Origin of the sequence: Saccharothrix carnea (assembly GCF_003014735.1) — a bacterium.
GTDB lineage: Bacteria > Actinomycetota > Actinomycetes > Mycobacteriales > Pseudonocardiaceae > Actinosynnema > Actinosynnema carneum.
This window is the reverse complement of the sequence record NZ_PYAX01000029.1, coordinates 1-18,312: the sequence shown is the minus strand read 5'-3', so window position 1 is coordinate 18,312 and position 18,312 is coordinate 1. Positions and strand designations below refer to the sequence as shown.

The window sequence follows — 18,312 nt, the reverse complement described above, 5'->3', positions numbered from 1 at the left end:
GTCACGGTGTGCTCACCGGCTGCGCCGCCTCGTCCGGGACGGCGAGCCCGGCTCGGGCGATGACCTTGGTGATCCGGCCGCGCACCAGCACCTCGCCGAGCTCCTCGCTGCGCAGCGCGATCACGTCGGCGTGGGCCTCGCCCAGGTACCGCGTCGCGATGCGCCGGGCCCAGGTCCGCACCTGCTCCCGTTCGCCGTCCACCCGCGCTTCACCTTCGAGGAGGACGAACGCGAAGGGCGGCCGTTCGTCGTCCACGCAGAGGGCGAAGTGCGGGTGGTGCCGCAGCGCCCTGCCCTTCACCGTGTCCGGACCCGTGAAGAACAGCACCTCCGAGCCGTCCACGACGAACGAGACGGGCGCGACGTGGGGCCGGCCGTCCGTGCGGACGGTGGCCAGCTTGCCGGTGCGCGTCCCGTGGCCGATGAAGGCCCGCCACTCCGCGTCGGACATCTCGCGCATGGTCGCGCTCACGGTCGTCCGGCCTCGGCCGCGAGGCGGGCGGTGATCAGGAGGTACTCCATCCCGGTGGCCACGGCGTCGTCGTAGACGTCCAGCACGCGCGCCATGTGCTCGACGGTGTCCGCGCCGTACCGCCGGGACCACTCGTGGGCGTTGCCCTCCAAGGCCTGCCTGGTCAACTCCGTGGTGCGCGCGGTGCTCGCGGTGATGTCGACGACCTCCAGGACCTCGAACCCGGCCGTGCCGAGCAGGCTCAGCAGCTCCGGCCGCGGTGGCGCGGTGATCAGCATCCGCTCGCGGAGGTCGTGCCGCTGCTGCTCGCTGAGCGGTCCGCACTGGGCCACGTCGGTCAGCGCGAGCCGCGACCCCGGCCGCAGCACCCGGGCGGTCTCGCTCAGCACCGCGGCGCGGTCCGGCATGTGCGGCATGCTCTCCAAGGCCCACGCGCCGTCGAAGCTGTCGTCCGGGAAGGGCAGCGCGGCGGCGTCGGCCAGTTCGAAGGTGGCCCGGTGCCGCAGCCCTTCCTCGCGCGCGGCTTCGGTGGCCGCGGCCACCTGGCCCGGCGCGATCGTCACGCCGACGACGTCGGCGCCGGTCTTGCGCGCGAACCGGAGGGCCGGGTGGCCCACGCCGCACCCCACGTCCAGCAGGCGCTGCCCCGGGACGAGCGGGACCCGCTCGATCATCAGGTCGGTCAGGCGTTCCTGCGCCCGGCCCTTGTCGCTGGTGTCGTCCGGGCCGGCCCAGTATCCGAAGTGGAGGTTGGGGCCCCAGATCAGCTCGACGAGCGCGGTGGTCCGCTCGTACATCCGCGCGACCTCGGCGCCCAGTGCGCTGGTGTCGGTCATCCAGGACTCCCGTGGCAGTGGTCACCCGAACATCCACAAGCTATCAGTTTCTCAACTGACTTCGCCTGGCGTGCGGTGTGTGCAGGAGGGTGATGAGGCCATTTCACTCACTAGAGGGACCAGTGTTGCCGGTTCACCCGTCCGGCTACATGGCGCCGGTCGCACCGGGAAGTTGAATGATGTTGTAGTTAGATGCGGGTGAGGGCAGTCGCCGCCGCGAGCGGCTCGTGCGCTCGTGAACGGGAGGAGATCGGGTCGTGTCCAGCCCCACCAGGCAGGAAGCCGACGAGGTCGGCGAGATCTACGACGAGATGAGCGACCTGGTCGACGTCTACTACGGCAACATCCACCTCGGCTACTGGGCCGACGACGACGATCCGACGCCCCTGCGCGACGCGCTGGAGCGGATGACCGACCTCGTCGTCGACGCGCTGGAGCTCGCTCCGGGGCAGCACCTGCTGGACGTGGGGTGCGGCGTGGGGGAGCCCGCGATCCGGATCGCGGCCCGGTCCGGCGTCCGGATCACCGGGATCTCCAACAGCGCCTGGCACGTCGAGGAAACCGCCCGACGTGTCACCGCCGCCGGTGTGGGCGGGCTGGTGACCGCGCGCCAGGCCGACGCGGGCGCGCTGCCGTTCCCGAACGCCACCTTCGACGCCGTGCTCGCCCTCGACTCGCTGCCGAACGCGGTCGACAAAGGACAGTGGCTCCGGGAGGTGGGCCGGGTGCTGCGCCCCGGCGGGAGGTTCGCCCTCACCGACTACACCGCCGAGGTGCCGCTGACGCCGGCCGACCGGGAGGTGATCGCCACGCACGGGATCTTCGACCCGCCCACCGCCCCGGCGCTGTGCGACCTCGTGTCCGACGCCGGGCTCGTGGTGGAGCAGCGGCGGGACTGGGGTGCCCGCGCTCGCCGCACCTACGACGAAGTGCTCTCGCTGCTCCACCACCGCCGCGAGGCCATGGCCGATGCCTACGGATCCGAGCGGATGCGGGCGTTCGAGGACAGCCTGGCCCCGGTGCTCGAGGTGTGCCGCGCCAAGCTCGGCTACCTGCTGGTGGCCGGCCACCGGCCCGGCTGACCGATCCCGCCCGACCACGTCCACCCGGTCGCACGCCGACGCACCGGCCCGGAAGGCAACCGATGACCACCCAGTACGTTCCCAGCAGCGCCGAGGTCGTGGCGTTCTACGACAACGCCCTGCCGCTGATCGCCAACCTGGCCGGTGACAACGTCCACTACGGGTACTGGCACTCCCGCGAGGACACCAGCACGCTGCACGAGGCCATGGACAACCTGACCGACGTGATGATCGAGCGCCTGGGCGTCACCGCGGGCCGCCGGGTGCTCGACGTCGGGTGCGGGCTCGGTGCGCCCGCCCAGCGGCTGGCCCGGGCGCGCGGCGTGGAGGTCGTCGGGATCTCGACGAGCCCCGCGATGGTCCGCGAGGCGACCGCGCGGGCACGGGCGGCCGGCCTCGGCGGTCAGGTGCGCTTCGAGGTCGCCGACGCCGAGCACCTGCCCTTCGAGGACGCCTCGTTCGACGCGGCGTGGGCCATCGAGTCCCTGGTGCACATGGCCGATCGGCCACGCGTGTTCCGGGAGATCGGCCGGGTGCTGCGACCGGGGGGACGGCTGGCGCTGACGGACTTCTACGAGCGGATCCCGTTCACCGGCGAGCGGCTGACGATGATCGAGGAGTACCGCCGGGCCGCGCTGAACACGCCGTTCCACCGGCTGGAGGAGTACCCGCCGATGTTGCGGGACGCGGGCCTGCACCTGATCGAGTACCTCGACATCAGCGAGCAGACCGACCGGCACTACCCGATGTTGCTGGAACGCCTGCGTGCCCACCGCGACGAGCTGACCGCCGCGTACGGGGCCGAAACGGTCGCCGCGCTGGACTCGGTGTTCACCAACTGCGCCCGCACCGGAGAACCCCACTACATGCTGATGACCGCCTACCGGAGCTGACCCCGGCGTGGCCGCCCGCCCGGGCCTGGTGCTGTGCGGAGGCGGTGACCGGGCAAGCCGGTACGCTCGGTGCATGATCCGGCTGGTCGGCGTGATGGGTCGCTCGTGATGGTGGCCGTGGCGGCTGTGCTCGCGGTGATCCTGGTGGCAGGCTGCGGCCTGGTGATCGGGATGGGCGGCGCCGGCGACCTGGTCGCGCGGATGACGCCGATGCTGAAGCTGGCTGCGTTCGGAGGTGTGCTGGTGCTGGTGGCGTCCGCCGCCTGGACCCTCGGCGCGGCGGTGGGCCCGTTCGGCGACCAGCCCTCACCGGTCGTGCCCGAGACCGGCCACGACGGAGGCACCGAACACGGCAAGTGACCGTTGGCGCGGCCCGCCGAACCGCGACCGGGGGCACCGCCCTCGACGTCAGCCGACCTCGGTCGCCTCGTCGTCGCCGTTGGCCCGCAGCAGGTCGCCGCGGGCCCGTGCGACGCGGGAGCGGATGGTGCCCACCGGGCAGCCGGCGATCTCGGCGGCCTCGGCGTAGGACAGGCCCAGGATTTGGGTGAGCACCAGCGCTTCGCGGCGGTCCGGGTCGAGCGCGTCGAGCAGCATGTTCAGCGCGACGGTGTCCTCGAAGCCGGTGTCGGCGGCCTTGCGGTCGGCTTCCTGCGCCCAGTCCGCGCCCGACGAGAGCCGAGGTCGTGACTGCGCCATGCGGATGTGGTCCACCACGACGCGGCGGGCGATGACCAGCAGCCAGGTCCGGGCCGACGAGCGTCCGGCGAAGCGGTGCAGGCTGGTGAGGGCGCGGGCGTAGGTCTCCTGCGCGAGGTCGTCGGCGAGCCCCACGTCGGACAAGTGGGCGATGAACCGCCACACGTCGCGCTGGGTGGCGCGGACGAACCGCTCGAGGGCGGTGCGGTCGCCGGAGCGCGCGTCGAGTGCCCAGCGCGTTGCCTCGTCGTCGAAGGCTTTCACGATTCGGATGGTAACGACACCCTGTCGGGAACCGGTGAGCCGAATGGAGCGACTATAGGTGTGTGGACTGCCAATCCTGCCGTGAAGCGCTCTCGGCCCGCCTGGACGGCGAGACCGAGCCCGTACCCGCCGCCGAGACGGACGCGCATCTGGCACAGTGCCCCGCCTGCACCCGGTGGCAGGCGAGCGCACAGGCGCTGACCAGGACCATCCGCGTCCGGCCCGTCGAGCCGGAACCGGACCTGGTCGACGCCGTGCTGGCCGCCGCCCCACCCCGCCACATCGCGCTGAAACCACGCCTGGCCCTCGCCGCGGTCGCCATCGTGCAACTGTGGCTCGGTCTCGACCAGCTGCTCGCCGGCGCCACCGGCGGGCAGTCCGGGCACGGGCCCTCCACCCACCTGTTCAACGAGGGCGCCGCGTGGAACCTCGCGCTGGGCATCGGCTTGACGGTTGCCGCGGTGCACGCGCACCGCGCCGCCGGCCTCCTGCCCACCCTGGGTGGTTTCGTCGCGGTGCTGGTCGCGTTCTCGGTCAACGACCTGCTCACCGGCACCGCGACCGCCACCCGCGTCGTCTCGCACCTGCCCCTGGTGGCCGGCCTGGTCCTGCTCTACCTCGTCGCCCGCGCCCACCGGCGTCGGCCGACACCGGGAACCCCCGCCAAGCACGACCACGACCGCGACCACCGCGACAACTCCGACGACGACGACGTCACGCCCCAGCCCGGCGGGCGCCGCGGGCGGGGCGGCCACCTGCGCCCCACCGCCCACCGTCGAGCCGCCTGACACGCCGGGACGGTCCTCACCCACTGTCCCGGCGTCACACCCCCGCGGCCGCCCGGACGATCACCGAAGAGGGTGCCGACCGCACCGGGAGCTGTGCGGCCGGCCGCCGGTGACGCGGTCACGCCGGTGTGTCGACGCGTTCGGCGACCCGGACCACCGGGATGACGCCACCGGCGGCGGCTTGGGCGCGGTGCAGGGCGAGTTCGGCGGTGGGGCCCTCGGCGAGGACGATGCCGGTGCCGGAGCGTTGGTCGGTCAGGTGCTCCAGCACGTCGCCGGGGCTCGCGGTGGGGTACCACTCGGGGTTGCCGGGCAGTCCGGGCAGGCGGTCGAGGCCCGTCCAGCCTTCCAGCACGCCGGCTTGGCGCGGGTAGACGACCATGAAGCCGGTGGCGGTGCCGGTGTCGCCCGGGTGGTCGAGCAGGTCGGGTCGCGTGCCGAGCGCGACCTGGACCATCGCGTCGTAGGCGTTGACGCCCAAGGCCCGGCACAGGGCCTCGCCGACGAGGGCGCCGCCGATGCGGGCGTTGACCTCGACGACCTCGGGACCGGTGGCGGTGAGCACGAACTCGGTGTGCGCGAAGCCGCGCTCGTGCCCCGCGGCGTGCAGCACCCGGCCGATCCAGTCGGCCAGCGCGGCGTGGTCGGCGTCGGGGAAGGCGACCGGGAAACCGGAAGCCTCCTCGCGGCGCAGCGGTTCGGGGGACATCACCCGGCTCAGCAAGCCGAGCAACCGCGTCTCGCCCTCCCAGGTGATGGTCTCGGCGCTGTAGAGAGGGCCTTCGAAGTACGGTTCGGCGATCAGGCGGCCCTTGAGCGGCGTGGCGGCGGCCTCCAGCAGGGCGGCGTCACGTTGGGCGGGCGTGCGTGCCAGCCACACCGCGCGCGACGAGGTGCCCGCGGAATCCTTGAGCACCAACGGGAACACCTCGGTCGTGACCGGGTCGAGCGGGCCGCTGCGGCTCAGGCCGTGCTCGTGCAGCCTGGCCCGGACCGCGGCCTTGTCGCGCAGGGTGCGGACGGCGTCGGGGGAGGGGCCGGGCAGGCCGAGGAGTTCGGCCAGGTCCGCGCCGGGCAAGGCCCAGGTGTCGGTGGAGCTGATCAGCCCGGACAGGTCCGGCACGTCCCGCAACGCCTTCTCGCACGCGGCGACGTCGGTGGTGTCGACGTCCACCACCCGGACCCGGTCACCGTGGCGGGACAGCTCGTGGCGGTAGATAGAACGATCCCCGGTGAGCAGGACCAGGTCGTGGCCGTGGGCGCGGGCCGCGTCGGCGAGGCGGCCGAGGCCGAAGGTGAGGGCTTCCAGCAGCACGATGGTCACGGCACGGGGTCCTTCCTGCGTTCGTGAGGACGTTCCTGGGCGGGGACGGCCGGTCCGCGGGTGCGCCGTGCCCAGTCGATCGCCGCCCACGGCGGGGCCAGCCGGTCCAGCGAGTCGATCTCCACGGGGGCCAGCAGCGCGGGGTCGAGGGCTTCGCGGTGGCGGGTGAAGACGCGCGCGGTGTAGCGGTGGCCGGTGTCGGCGCCGATGACCACGTGCGTGCGCAGGGGATCGCGGGCGACTTCCCAGGTGGCGACCAGGTGGGCGGCGCCGGTGGACAGGCCGGCGAAGACGGCGTGGTCGCGCAGGAGGCCGACCGCGGCGGCCATGGCGTGCTGGAAGTCCAGCCAGTGGATGCGGTCGTACAGCTCGTGGTGGACGTTGTCGAAGTGGATGGCGCTGCCGATGCCCGCGATGATCGCGTCCGGGTCGGTGAACCGCTCGCTGCCGAACGTGACGCTGCCGAACGGCTGCACGCCCACCAGCCGGGTCAGCGGGTCGTGCTCGCGCAGCGCGCGGGTGAGCCCGCCGGTGGAGGCGCCGGTGCCGACGCTGCCCACCACGGTCAGCGGTTCGCCGGGTAACGCGCGCAGCAGCAACTCGGCCAGCTCGGTGTAGCCGAGGTGGTGCACGGGGTCGTGGTACTGGCGCATCCAGTGCATGTCGGGCCGCCGGGCCAGCAGTTCCCGCACCCGGGCCACCCGCCGGCTCTGGTCCAGGCGCAGGTCGTCCGACGGCGGCATCTGGTCCACGCTGACGCCGAGGATCTCCAGCTGGGCGCGCAGGGTGTCGTCGACCGTGGTGGAGGCGACGATGTGGCAGCGCAGGCCGTAGCGGTGGCAGGCCATCGCCAGCGCGAGGGCGTAGATGCCGCTGGAGCTGTCCACCACCGTCTGCCCCGGCCTGATCACCCCGGTGTCCAGCAGGTGGCGCACCGCGCCGAGGGCGGCGTAGACCTTGAGCGTCTCGAAGCGGACCAGCACGGTGTTGGGGGTGAGCCGGACGAGCGCCGGTGTCTTGACGGCGTCGGTGATGTGCTCGTGGACCGGCGGGGCCACGGCGTGGTGGTCGAGCACGGTCCTCACCTTCCGATCGAGCCCGGGCAGCGGATCGTGCCCGGTGTCGCGCGTGTCAGGATCATGGTCGAGCCCTCTCGGGTGTGGTCGTGTCGTCGGTGCGGGTCGTGGAAGTCCGGGGGCCACCGCGGTCCGCCCCTCGCACATCCCTCCACGCGGCCGCAACGCTCCGGTCCTAGTGGTCGTTGGCGAGGCGTCGTCGGTTCCCGCGGCGGTGGAATCGGGCGCCGGGGAACTTCCCCGCGTGGCGGAACGACCACTGCTGTGCCGAAGGGGAACCACGCGCGGGCAGGGGGTCACCGGGGTGTCGCGTCGTGCGGGAACCCGTTCCCGGTGCCCCGGGACGGGCTGGGGCCTCACCGGCGCCCAGACCGCGTTGCTGGTGGGCGGGTGCCTGGTCAACATCGGCACGTTCGCGGTCTACCCCTACCTGGCCGTCCTGCTGCGCGCCGGAACCCGCTCCTCCACCCGATCCCCCCAATGCCCGACACACCCTGGTCCGGCAGGAAGAAGAAGGTGCTGAACACGACGAACGCCATGGTGTATTTCCCCGATCGCCGGGAACCGGATGCCGCCGCGGCACGACTTCTACGGTGGTGGCCGGTTCCACACCGGAGGGAGGAACAGGGTGCGCGGTGTCGGGTAGTGGCACGGGTGTCGAGGAGATGACCGAGGACGAGGTGGCGTCCCGGGCCGCGCCGGGGCGCCGGCACAGGTCCCGCGTCGGGTACGTGGCCGGGCTGTTCGGCCTGCTGGTCTTGTTGCTGCTGGGCGTCGTGGTGGTGTTGATCGCCCAGGGTTCGATCCCCATCCCGGTCGGGGAGGTGCTGCGGATCCTGACCGGTCAGGACGCCGAGTCCGCGGTGAACCGCACGATCGTGCTGGACGCGCGGTTGCCGAAGGTGGTGGCCGGGCTGCTGGCCGGTGCCGCGCTGGCGGTCGGCGGCGCGCAGATGCAGACGTTGTTCCGCAACCCGCTGGCCGACCCGTTCGTGCTCGGCGTCAGCTCCGGTGCGATCCTCGGCGCCGCGATCGTCATCCTCGGTACCGGCGGTGTGGGCTGGTTGTCGGGGTTGGGCGTGGTCAGCCAGCTGGGGGTGACCGGTGCGGCGGTCGCCGGGGCCGCCGGGGTGCTGCTGATCGCGCTGGGCATCGCCCGTCGCGTCGGCGATCCGGTGGTGGTGCTGGTGGTGGGCGTGATGTTGGGCTACCTGGCCGGTGCCGTGGTGGACATGCTCGTCTACTACACCGACCCGGACCGGTTGCAGGCGTTGGCCACCTTCACCCGCGGTTCCGTGCGCAACGTGACGTGGCACGAGTTGCAGGTCGTCGCCGTGTCCTGCGCGGTGGTGCTGGTGCTGTCGGTGTTCCTGGCCCAGCCGCTCAACGCCCTGCTGCTGGGCGAGCGGTACGCGGGCAGCCTGGGCGTCAACGTCCGCCGCGTCCACTTCCTGTCCCTGGCCAGCGTCGCGGTGCTGTCGGGCGTGATCACCGCCTACTGCGGTGCCATCGGTTTCGTCGGCCTGGCCGCGCCGCACCTGGCGCGAGGGCTCCTGCGCACCAGCGACCACCGCTTGGTGCTGCCGGCGAGTGCGCTGATCGGCGCGGTGATCGTGCTGGTGGCCGAGTACGTCGCGGGCGGCAACGGGCTGACCAGGACGTCGCTGCCGCTGAACTCGGTGACCGCGTTCGTCGGCGCGCCGGTGATCCTGTGGGTGCTGCTGTCGGGTCGGGCGAGGAGGCAGGCACGATGACCGTCGAACCCCGTCCGGCGCTGCAGGCGGTCGCGGTGAGCGCGGGTTACCGGCGACGCCGCCGGCACCCGGCCGTCACCGTGTTGCGCGACGTGCACCTGGCGGCCCGGCCAGGGGAGCTGATCACGTTGATCGGCCCCAACGGCGCGGGCAAGTCGACCCTGCTGCGCACCCTGGTGGGCGCCCAGCCGCCGTTGGCCGGTCACGTCCTGCTCGACGGCCGCGACCTCGCGGCGCTCTCACCGCGCCAGCGTGCCCGCAGGCTCGCGGTCACGTTGACCGAGCCCGTCGACGTGGGGCAGATGACCGTCGACGCGGTGGTGGCGCTGGGCCGGATTCCCTACCGGTCGTGGATCGGCCGGGAGAACGCGCGGGACCGGGCCGCGGTGGACCGGGCGCTGCTCGACGCCGGGGTCGCCGACCTGCGCGACCGCCCGTTGACCGACCTGTCCGACGGCGAGCGGCAGCGGGTGATGGTGGCCCGCGCCCTGGCCCAGGAACCCGCGGTGCTGGTGCTGGACGAGCCCACCGCGTTCCTGGACGTGGCCCGCCGCATCGAGTTCGCGGCGATGCTGACCCGGCTGAGCACGACCACCGGCACGGCGATCGTGCTGTCCACCCACGACCTGGCGTTCGCGCTGCGCCGCGCGGACCAGGTGTGGCTGGTCGGCGGCGACGGCACGGTGACCGCCGGCGCGCCCGAGGACCTCGCGTGCGGCGACGCGATCACCCGCGCCTTCACCGGCGAGAACATGTCGTTCGACGACGCGGCCGCCACGATCGTCGTCGCCGATGACGAGGTGCCCGGCGCGACCGTGCGGGTGGTCGGCGAGGGACGGCCGCGGCAGTGGGCCGAGCACGCCGCCCGGCGGGCCGGCTGGACACCCACCCCGGACGCCGCCGACCACGTCCTGACCGTCGAACCCGGTACGCCCTGTCGTTGGCGGGTCGACGGAACCCACGTGCCGGACGCGACCCGCGCGCACGGGATCGGCTTCGACTCCCTCGTCACCCACCTGCGCGGCTGCGCCACACCCCTGCGCGAAGACGCGCGGACCGGATGAGCGCCCGCCACCAACCACTCACGCACGCAGGAGAGCACCACCGTGAACACACTCACCCGCTCGGTCGTCGCGCTGCTCGCGCTACCCCTGGCCCTCGCCGGCTGCGCGAGCCCGGGTTCCGGCGCGTCGGGCAGCCCGGCGGAGGCCGAGGGCTGCGTCACCGACTACGCCGAGGGACGCGACTACTTCCCGGACAAGAGCACGGTCACCGAGTCCGAGCTGTGGAAGATCAGCTACCACGACTCCTACAAGACCATCACGCTCGCCGACACCGAGAACGCCGGCGGCCCCGAGCTGAAGTACGTGCTCTACCAGTGCGGCACACCCGCACCCGAGGCCACCGGCGACCTCGAAGGCGCGCTGGTCGTCCAGGTCCCGGTCACCAACGTGTCGGTCACCTCGTTCAACGCCCTCGCCATGGTCGACCGGCTGGGCAAGAACAAGAGCATCACCGGGCTGAGCGGCCAGTTGCTGGGCAACGCGCAGAAGGACGAGTGGTACGCCGGGGTGGTCGAGGCCGCGGGCAAGCCGATGTCGATCGGCGAGTACACCGACCTGAACAAGGAAGCCGTGCTGGGCCTGGAGAACCAGGTCATCCTGATGTCCGGGTTCGGCAAGGGCTTCGACGACATCAGCAACGCCCGCGCCGCCGGGATGCCCGGCGTGAGCGTGTCCAACCGGTTGGAGCGCCACGCCCTGGCCTCCGCGGAGTGGATCAAGGTGGTGGCGGCGTTCTACAACGCCGAAGCCGCCGCCAACACCGAGTTCGACAGCATCAAGGCCCGCTACGACGAGGTCGTCGCCACCGTCTCCGGCAAGATCGACAACCGCCGGGTGGGCTACCTCTGCGTCGCGCCCGAGCGCGGCTGCGAGTTCGTCCACGGGCACGGCGCCGAAACCCTGGTCGGCAGGCTGCTCACCCAACTCGGCGTGGACAACGTGTTCGCGCCCGACAACCCGGCGCCCAACGGCCAACCGTACGACTTCGAGAAGGCCGTGGGCACCGCGGCCGATGCCGACTTCTTCATCGTCTACGACCCCATCAAGATGACCCGTGACGCGCTCAAGGCCGACCCGCGCACGAACCAGTTCCGGCCGTTGAGGGAGAACAGCTTCATCGCCGGTGTGGACGAGAACTTCGAGGAGTGCCGCGCCAAGACCTACCTCGACGTGGACGTGCTCATCCGGGACATCGCCATCGGCCTGGCACCCGACCTGTTCCCGGGCGCCGAGGGCACCTGCTTCGCCCGCTCGTCCTGATCGACCGTCAGGCGCGGGTGCCCCGCACGATCAGCCGCCGGGCGCGGTTGTCGTAGGGGGAGCAGTCGAAGTCGCCGAAGCACTCGACCTCGCCGAACCCCGCCGCCTCGAACAACCCGCGCAGCTCGGCGGCGCTGTAGAGGGTGGAGAACAGCGACGTGCGCCGCACCTCGTCACCGCGCACCCAGGTCCAGTCGCTGCGCACGCGCGTCCAGTCGTCCAGGACGGTGTCGCGCATGAACACCGTGCCACCGGCGACGTCCACCGCCTGCGGTCGGCCCACCCACCCGGCGAACACCTCCTTGCCCATCACGTCGACCAGCAGTCGGCCGCCGGGTGCCAGGCTGGCGTGGGCGTTGCGCAGCACGGCCAGGTTCTCGCCGGGGTCGGTGAAGTAGCCGAACGACGTGTACACGTTGATCACCAGGTCGTAGGTGGCCGGCTCGACGTGCTCCCGCATGTCCGCCCGCACCAACCGCGCCTGGACTCCCGCCTCCTCGCACGCCTCACGCGCCCGCGCCAGCATCGCCTCGCTCAGGTCCACCCCCGTGACCACCGCCCCGCGCCGGGCCAACGGCACCAGGTGCGTCGCCGGGCCGCACGCCAGGTCGAGCACCCGATCGCCCGGGGCGACCTCGAACAACGGCGAGGTGGCCACCAGCTGCTCCGCCTCCACCGCGCGGCGCGGCGGGAACATCACCTCGGCGAAACTCACCCACAGGTCGTCGTCCTCGTACCAGCCCATGCCGCTCCATCCAGGTCGTGTGATCGCGCGGACCGCTCCGTCCCACTGGTCGTCGGCGGGTGCCGATCGGTTCCCGCGGTGAGCGGTCCGGGAACTTCGCGACCCGTCAGGACGACCACTGGCGGTGACCGGACCTCACGGGATTGGGGACACCGATGCGACCCACGCAGGCAGCCCGCGCCTACCCGTTCCGCGAACCGACCGGACTGGAGCTCGAACCGGAGTACACCCACCTCCGGGACCACGAACCGCTCAGCCGCATCTCCCTGCCCCACGGCGGTGACGCGTGGCTGGCCGTGCGGCACGCCGACGTCCGCACGGTGCTCAGCGACCCCCGGTTCAGCCGGGCCGCGCTCCTGGACCGCGACGTGCCCCGCGCCTCACCCCGCAGGCACACCGACGCGACGCTGCACACGGTGGACCCGCCCGAGCACACCCGGCTGCGCCGCCTGGTCGCCGCCGCGTTCAGCCCCCGGCGGATCGGGCACCTGGCCGACCACGCCCAACGCGTCACCGACGAACTGCTCGACCGCATCGAGGACCAGGGTCCGCCCGCGGACCTGATCGCCGGCTTCGCGGTGCCGGTGCCGGTGGCGGTCATCTGCCAGATGCTGGGCGTGCCGGTGGCCGACCGCGACCGGTTCGCCGGCTGGATCGACGTCGCCCTGGCCACCACCGCGTTCTCCAGCGAGGAGATCCACGACGCGTTCGCGAAGCTGAAGGACTACGTCGCCGGCCTGGTCGCCGCCCGCCGCCGTGCGCCGAGTGACGACCTGCTCGGTGCCCTGGTCGAGGCGCGGGACACCGGCGACCGGCTCGGCGAGGACGAACTGGTCGTGCTCGGCGTGACCCTGCTCTACGCCGGTCTGGAGACGACGACCAGCGAACTCGGCAACGGCGTCTACACCCTGCTCACCAACCCCGACCAACTCGCCGCGCTGCGCGCCGACCTCTCGCTCGTCGACCGCGCGGTGGACGAACTGCTGCGCTTCAACCCCCTGGTCACCTCGGCGGGTTTCACCCGCATCGCCCTGGAGGACGTCGAACTGGGCGGCGTCCTCGTCCGCGCCGGCGACGCGGTCATGGTGCACCCCGACGCCGCCAACCGCGACGACCGCGTCTTCGACCGCCCCGACGACCTCGACCTGACCCGCAAACCGAACCCGCACCTGGCGTTCGGGTTCGGCCCGCACTACTGCGTCGCCGCGCAGCTGGCCAAAGCCGAGCTGCGCGTGGCCATCGGCTCCCTGCTGCGCCGCTTCCCCGACCTGCGCCTCGCGGTCGGTGCGGACGAGCTGTCCTGGCGGCCCGGCCGGATGGCACGCGGCCTGGACCGACTCCCCGTCACCTGGTGACCCGAAGCCGTCAACGCCGGACGTCGGCCGGCCAGCGGGCGTGGAGGTCGTCGATCCGGTACGGGTGCGCATGTCGGTGCCACTCGCCCACCATCACCGCGCCGTGGAGGTGGTCGTGGTCGGAGTCGAGGCCGTGGTGCTCGTGTTCGACGACCTCCGGGTCGTGGGCGGGCCACAGCCGGATCGCGGCGGTGGCGGCGGCGGTCGCGACGAGGCCGAGCACCAGCAGGGTCGCGGTCATCGACGTGACGGTGGCCAGCCACCCGGCCAGGGGGTAGCAGACCAGCCAGCAGGCGTGGGAGAGGGTGAAATCGGCGGCGAAGACGGCCGACAGGTCCGGTCGGTGCGCCGACCGGCGCAGCAGCCGTCCACCGGGGGTGAGCACGAACGACCCGGCGGCGCCGAGCGCGGCCCACAGCGCCAGGAGGGCGTACCACCGCAGGTCGTCGAGGAAGGCGGTGGCCGGAACCGCGACCACCAGCAGTGCGGCGAGCGCGACCGTCGCGCGCAGCACGACCGGGCGGTCGGGCCGGCGGTCCAGGACGCGGGGCAGTGCCAGGGCCGCGATCAGCGAACCCGAGCCGTAGGCGGCCAGGGCGACGGCGACGGCGGTCTCGCCGCGCCCGAGCAGGTCGCGGACGTAGACGACGGTATCGACCAGGACCACCGACCCGGCGGCGGCGACGGCCAGGTGCGCGGCGAGCAGGCCGCGCAGGCGCGGTGTGCCCAGGTAGACGCGGAGGCCACGCGTGGTGGCGGTGATCGAGCGGCCCGCCGCCGCGCGGTGTGATCGGGGCAGGGCCGCCGCCGACACCAGCAGCGCCGAGGCGGCGAACCCGGTCGCGGTGCCGACGAACAGGGAGTCGTGGCCGACCACCAGGAGGACCGCGGCGGCCAGCAGCGGGCTGAGCAGGCTCTCCAGGTCGTAGGCCAGGCGCGAGAGGCTCAGGGCACGGGTGTAGTCGCGTTCCTCGGTGAGGACGTCGGGGATGGTGGCCTGGAAGGTCGGGGTGAACGCCGCCGAGGCCGCCTGGAGCAGGAAGATCAGCAGGTACACCTGCCACACCTCGGCCACCCACGGCAGGGCGGCCGCGACCGCCACGCGCACGAGGTCCAGGCCCACCAGCAGGTGCTTGCGCGGGAAGCGGGCGGCCAGGACCGCCGCGAGGGGACCGATGCCGACGTAGGCCACCATCTTGATCGCGAACGCCGTCCCGAGCACCGCGCCCGCATCCGGTCCGGCCAGGTCGTAGGCCAGCAGGCCCAGGGCGACGGTGGCCAGGCCGGTGCCGGCCAGGGCGACGACCTGGGCGGTGAACAGGCGTCGGTACGTGCGATTCGACAACACCCCGGGCATTGGTGCGCACCTCCGGTCGGCTGGCGCTGGGCGGAACCGGGTGACACCATACGTGCTCATGTACGCACGCGACGACGTTGCAACAACGCATGACTGGCAACAGCTACCTACTGGCAGACACGTCGAGGCGGCCGTCGACGGGTTCCGGATGCTGGCGGACGCGACCCGGCTGCGGATGATGTGGCTGCTGTGCGGTGCGGAGTACGACGTCACCACCCTGGCCGCCGCGGTGGGGATCGCCCGGCCCGCGGTGTCCCAGCACCTGGCGAAGCTGAAGCTGGCCGGCCTGGTGTCCGTGCGCCGCGAGGGCCGCCGCGCCGTCTACCGGGTGCGGGGCGGCCACGTGCGGCGGCTGCTGGCCGAAGCGGTCGAGACCGCCGACCACCACCTCACCGGCCGTCCGGACCACGATTGACGCCGAAATCCCCTCGGACCGACTGCGAGTACCCACCGACGTGGGGCTGCCGGCAGCCCCACACCCACCCGTCCACCTCGTCCTCGACCACGATCCCGCGGAACGTCCGCACCGCGACGTCGAGCAACCTGTGATCCCCAGCGGTCAGCCGGTGAACGAAGCACCCCCGCATCGTCACGCAGCCGCCCACGTGGATCGGGTGACGCGACGATGCTGCTCAGGCGTGGTGTCCTCGTTGCCGGATGACGGTGGCGCCGACGAGCGGGCAGGTGCGGCACGTGTGGCCGGTGGGTGTGCGGTAGAACAGGCAGCAGCTGCGGCGGGCGCCGTCAGGGGACACCGTGTCGCGCAGTTCCGCTGTGGTCAGCAGACGGGCGCCGAGGTCGTGCAGACCGGCGGGCAGTGGTCGCAGTGCGCTGCGCAGGGCTGCGGCGGCGTTGCCCCACAGCAAACCCTCGGCGACCTTGGCGACGGTGCGCAACCTCGCGTGGAACGGCTTCAAGTGCTCCTCGACCACGGCGCTCAGCAGCAGCGGCGCGGGGTCGTCGGTGGTGGTCCAGCCGCCGGGTTCGCCCAGGGCCAGTCGCACGGAAGCGTCCTCGCCGAGGCGGTACCGCAGCCCGTCCAGGTCGGGTACGACTCCGCCGCGGGCCAGCGCGCCGAGGGCCACCGACCACAGCCCGGCCGCGACGAGGAACTGCAGGGTCGAGGCCGCGGCGCGAGCTTCCGCCATCCCGAACTTCGCGCCGACCCGTCGCACGGCCTCGGCCAAGGCGTCGGGGTCGTCGTGGAACGAGTCGAACGGCTCGCCGCTGTCGTCAACCGCGAGGTACGCGCCGATGACCGACGCCGGTGTGGCGGCGATCTCGGCGGGGTCGGCACGCCGGATCGCCCGCGGGCCGGTGGGCAACGCCCGCGCCCACCGGAACACGGCCGTGACGTCGGGCAGGTCGGTTCGCCGCCCGTCCGCGAGCCCGACGTAGCCCTCGCGACCGGACCTGACCTCGACGTCGGCCGGTCCCGGGCCGGCGATGCCCAGCCCGGCGCGGATGAGGACCGGACCGAGCACGGAGGAGTCACGGCCGGTGATCCGGCAGGTCGCGGTGTCGCGCGCGCCCGCGGTCCTGTCGACGGCTTCGCCCTGGTCGACCTCCCGTTCGTGCGGATACGACGTCACTGGCCTCACAGGTTGCCTCCGGAAGTGGGTGGTGGCGTGAACCGGCGGCTTGTCGTGCTGTGCAGAGGGTCGTTCGGGATCCTGGATCGGTTCCCGTACCGAGACGGCCGGGCGCCGCCGGGTGACGGCGACCACGCGAACCAATCCGATCCGCCTCGGGAGACGAACAAGGGATAGCGGTGCGCTCAGTCTGAGGAGGGTTCATGTTTCGGTCGGTCAACCGGCGGGTCGGCAAGGGGCACGATGGCAGGGCGTGAGCGCAAGCTCCAGGCCGTGTCCGCCGGGCAGGAGGCCACCGCCGACGAGCTGCTGACCCAGGTCGCGCGCGGTGACGACAAGGCGTTCGCGCGGCTGTACGACGTGGTGGCGGGCAGGGTGTTCAGCCTGGTTCGCCGCGTGGTGCGTGATCACGCGCAGTCGGAGGAGGTCACGCAGGAGGTGCTGGTCGAGGTGTGGCGCACCGCTGCCCGCTTCGACCCGGGCCGGGGCAGTGCCTTGGCGTGGGTGATGACGATGGCGCACCGCCGGGCCGTGGACCGGGTCCGGTCCGCGCAGGCCGCGACCCGCCGGGAGGACCTCGCCGCCCGCCTCGACGTGGAGACGCCGTTCGACGCGGTCAGCGAGCAGGTCGCGGCACGCATCGAACGGCGGCAGGTGCGGCGGTGCCTGTCGACGTTGACCGACCTGCAGCGCGAGTCGATCCTGCTCGGCTACTTCCAGGGCTACACCTATCCGGAGACGGCCTCCGTGCTCGGCATCCCGCTGGGCACGGTCAAGACCAGGATGCGCGACGGCTTGATCAGACTCCGAGACTGCCTGGGGGTGACCCGATGACCGACGACACCGCGCGCATCGAAGCGCACACGCTGATCGGCGCCTACGTGCTCGACGCGCTCTCCGACGACGAGCGGCGCCTCTTCGAGGACCACCTCGCGGGCTGCTCGGGCTGTGCCCAGGAGACCGCCGAACTGCTCGAGACCACCGCCCTGCTGGCGGGTGAGGCCACCGTCGAACCGCCCGCCCACCTGCGCGACCGGGTGCTGGCCGCCGTCGTCCACACCCGACAGTTGCGGCCGGACACCGTGACCGTCCGATTGGGAACGCGATCGAGGTGGTCGCGCGGGACGGCGGCGCTGGCCGCCGCGGCGGGTATCGCGGTGGCCGTGACGCTGGGCGTCCAGGCCGTCGACACGAACAACCGACTCGAACGCGACCTGCGCGCCCTGGAGCAGGTCAACACCCGCAACAGCCAGGTCGCCGACCTGCTGGCCGCACCGGACGCCAAGCTCGTGCGGGGTGACGTGGCCGGTGGTGGCACGGGCACCGTCGTGGCGTCGTCGACCAGGGGACAGGTGGTGTTCCTCGCCCACGGGCTCGCGCGGTTGCCGGAGGACCGCACGTACCAGCTGTGGCTGATCGGTGCCGACGGACCGCGTCCGGCAGGTCTGCTCGCGTCCTCCGACCGACCACCGGATCCCTTGCTGGCCAGTGGTTTCACCGGCCGGGAAGCCGTGGGCCTGACCGTGGAGCCACGAGGCGGGTCCCCCCGACCCACGACCCCGACCGTGGTGGTCCTCCCGCTGGTCTGAGGAATCACCGCGGTCGCCCCGGAGACGGCCCGACTTTTTTCCGGCTTCGACCAATCCGGTGTCCGACCGGTACCGAATCACTCATGACAAGCCGGGAAACACAGTTCCGGCCACCGTCCTCGAAGGAGCGACTCCCATGCGCAGCACCCGGCTCGCGTCCGC

19 protein-coding genes are annotated in these 18,312 nt (G+C 72.6%); 11 read left to right on the top strand and 8 right to left on the bottom strand.

All coding sequences use genetic code 11. The features are described from left to right. Position 1 precedes the first annotated feature (1 nt). Positions 2-451: a PPOX class F420-dependent oxidoreductase gene (locus B0I31_RS39090; RefSeq protein WP_245950793.1), complete on the bottom strand. Its 450-nt coding sequence runs from the start codon at positions 449-451 to the stop codon at positions 2-4. A 17-nt stretch (positions 452-468) separates the two neighbouring features. After that, positions 469-1,308 carry an SAM-dependent methyltransferase gene (locus tag B0I31_RS39085; protein ID WP_106620426.1) on the bottom strand — a complete coding sequence of 280 codons (840 nt, stop codon included), beginning with the start codon at positions 1,306-1,308 and terminating at the stop codon, positions 469-471. 257 nt (positions 1,309-1,565) lie between these two features. Between B0I31_RS39085 and B0I31_RS39080 the strand changes: the two genes are divergently transcribed. From B0I31_RS39080 to B0I31_RS39070, 3 genes are all read left to right on the top strand, one after another. After that, positions 1,566-2,390, top strand: a complete 825-nt coding sequence (locus B0I31_RS39080) for an SAM-dependent methyltransferase (RefSeq protein WP_106620425.1) — start codon at positions 1,566-1,568, stop codon at positions 2,388-2,390. A 62-nt stretch (positions 2,391-2,452) separates the two neighbouring features. Further along, the gene (locus B0I31_RS39075; protein WP_106620424.1) at positions 2,453-3,283 is read left to right on the top strand and encodes a class I SAM-dependent methyltransferase; all 831 of its coding nucleotides are present in this window, start codon (positions 2,453-2,455) and stop codon (positions 3,281-3,283) included. A gap of 117 nt (positions 3,284-3,400) precedes the next feature. After that, positions 3,401-3,643, top strand: coding sequence for a hypothetical protein (locus B0I31_RS39070; RefSeq protein WP_146174123.1), 243 nt, complete (start codon positions 3,401-3,403; stop codon positions 3,641-3,643). Positions 3,644-3,691: 48 nt separating this feature from the next. Here B0I31_RS39070 and B0I31_RS39065 read toward each other — a convergent pair whose 3' ends face one another. After that, complete coding sequence (locus B0I31_RS39065; RefSeq protein WP_425444484.1) at positions 3,692-4,246, bottom strand: sigma-70 family RNA polymerase sigma factor; 555 nt, start codon at positions 4,244-4,246, stop codon at positions 3,692-3,694. A 62-nt stretch (positions 4,247-4,308) separates the two neighbouring features. Between B0I31_RS39065 and B0I31_RS39060 the strand changes: the two genes are divergently transcribed. Next, positions 4,309-5,034: a zf-HC2 domain-containing protein gene (locus B0I31_RS39060; RefSeq protein ID WP_106620422.1), complete on the top strand. Its 726-nt coding sequence runs from the start codon at positions 4,309-4,311 to the stop codon at positions 5,032-5,034. A 118-nt stretch (positions 5,035-5,152) separates the two neighbouring features. On the opposite strand, the gene B0I31_RS39055 is transcribed toward B0I31_RS39060, so the two are convergent. Both B0I31_RS39055 and B0I31_RS39050 read right to left on the bottom strand, forming a co-directional pair. Further along, the gene (locus tag B0I31_RS39055; RefSeq protein ID WP_106620421.1) at positions 5,153-6,358 is read right to left on the bottom strand and encodes an ATP-grasp domain-containing protein; all 1,206 of its coding nucleotides are present in this window, start codon (positions 6,356-6,358) and stop codon (positions 5,153-5,155) included. Further along, complete coding sequence (locus B0I31_RS39050) at positions 6,355-7,434, bottom strand: pyridoxal-phosphate dependent enzyme (protein WP_245950791.1); 1,080 nt, start codon at positions 7,432-7,434, stop codon at positions 6,355-6,357. The genes B0I31_RS39055 and B0I31_RS39050 overlap by 4 nt, the downstream gene beginning before the upstream one ends. Before the next feature lie 665 nt (positions 7,435-8,099). Here B0I31_RS39050 and B0I31_RS39040 point away from each other — a divergent pair. From B0I31_RS39040 to B0I31_RS39030, 3 genes are read left to right on the top strand one after another with little or no spacing between them, the layout of a single operon-like run. After that, entirely contained in the window at positions 8,100-9,188 is a 1,089-nt protein-coding gene (locus B0I31_RS39040; protein WP_106620419.1) for a FecCD family ABC transporter permease, read from the top strand. Continuing rightward, positions 9,185-10,252 (top strand): ABC transporter ATP-binding protein, encoded by a 1,068-nt coding sequence (locus B0I31_RS39035; protein WP_106620418.1) that lies wholly within the window; start codon positions 9,185-9,187, stop codon positions 10,250-10,252. The genes B0I31_RS39040 and B0I31_RS39035 overlap by 4 nt, the downstream gene beginning before the upstream one ends. A 42-nt stretch (positions 10,253-10,294) precedes the next feature. After that, positions 10,295-11,512: an ABC transporter substrate-binding protein gene (locus tag B0I31_RS39030; protein ID WP_106620417.1), complete on the top strand. Its 1,218-nt coding sequence runs from the start codon at positions 10,295-10,297 to the stop codon at positions 11,510-11,512. Between the two features lie 7 nt (positions 11,513-11,519). Here B0I31_RS39030 and B0I31_RS39025 read toward each other — a convergent pair whose 3' ends face one another. After that, positions 11,520-12,257, bottom strand: coding sequence for a class I SAM-dependent methyltransferase (locus B0I31_RS39025; protein ID WP_106620416.1), 738 nt, complete (start codon positions 12,255-12,257; stop codon positions 11,520-11,522). A 155-nt stretch (positions 12,258-12,412) separates the two neighbouring features. Here B0I31_RS39025 and B0I31_RS39020 point away from each other — a divergent pair, with 155 nt between their 5' ends. Continuing rightward, entirely contained in the window at positions 12,413-13,612 is a 1,200-nt protein-coding gene (locus B0I31_RS39020) for a cytochrome P450 (protein ID WP_106620415.1), read from the top strand. A gap of 10 nt (positions 13,613-13,622) precedes the next feature. Here the strand turns inward: B0I31_RS39020 and B0I31_RS39015 are convergent, their stop codons facing one another. After that, positions 13,623-14,969: an MFS transporter gene (locus tag B0I31_RS39015; RefSeq protein WP_106620414.1), complete on the bottom strand. Its 1,347-nt coding sequence runs from the start codon at positions 14,967-14,969 to the stop codon at positions 13,623-13,625. A gap of 58 nt (positions 14,970-15,027) precedes the next feature. On the opposite strand from B0I31_RS39015, the gene B0I31_RS39010 reads away from it, so the two are divergent. Next, positions 15,028-15,384, top strand: a complete 357-nt coding sequence (locus B0I31_RS39010; protein ID WP_106620413.1) for an ArsR/SmtB family transcription factor — start codon at positions 15,028-15,030, stop codon at positions 15,382-15,384. Between the two features lie 217 nt (positions 15,385-15,601). Here the strand turns inward: B0I31_RS39010 and B0I31_RS39000 are convergent, their stop codons facing one another. Continuing rightward, positions 15,602-16,561, bottom strand: a complete 960-nt coding sequence (locus B0I31_RS39000) for an IucA/IucC family C-terminal-domain containing protein (RefSeq protein WP_106620411.1) — start codon at positions 16,559-16,561, stop codon at positions 15,602-15,604. A gap of 243 nt (positions 16,562-16,804) precedes the next feature. Between B0I31_RS39000 and sigK the strand changes: the two genes are divergently transcribed. Both sigK and B0I31_RS38990 read left to right on the top strand, forming a co-directional pair. Next, positions 16,805-17,395: an ECF RNA polymerase sigma factor SigK gene (gene sigK, locus B0I31_RS38995; protein ID WP_106620410.1), complete on the top strand. Its 591-nt coding sequence runs from the start codon at positions 16,805-16,807 to the stop codon at positions 17,393-17,395. Next, complete coding sequence (locus B0I31_RS38990) at positions 17,392-18,150, top strand: anti-sigma factor (RefSeq protein WP_106620409.1); 759 nt, start codon at positions 17,392-17,394, stop codon at positions 18,148-18,150. The genes sigK and B0I31_RS38990 overlap by 4 nt, the downstream gene beginning before the upstream one ends. The last annotated feature ends 162 nt before the right edge of the window (positions 18,151-18,312 follow it).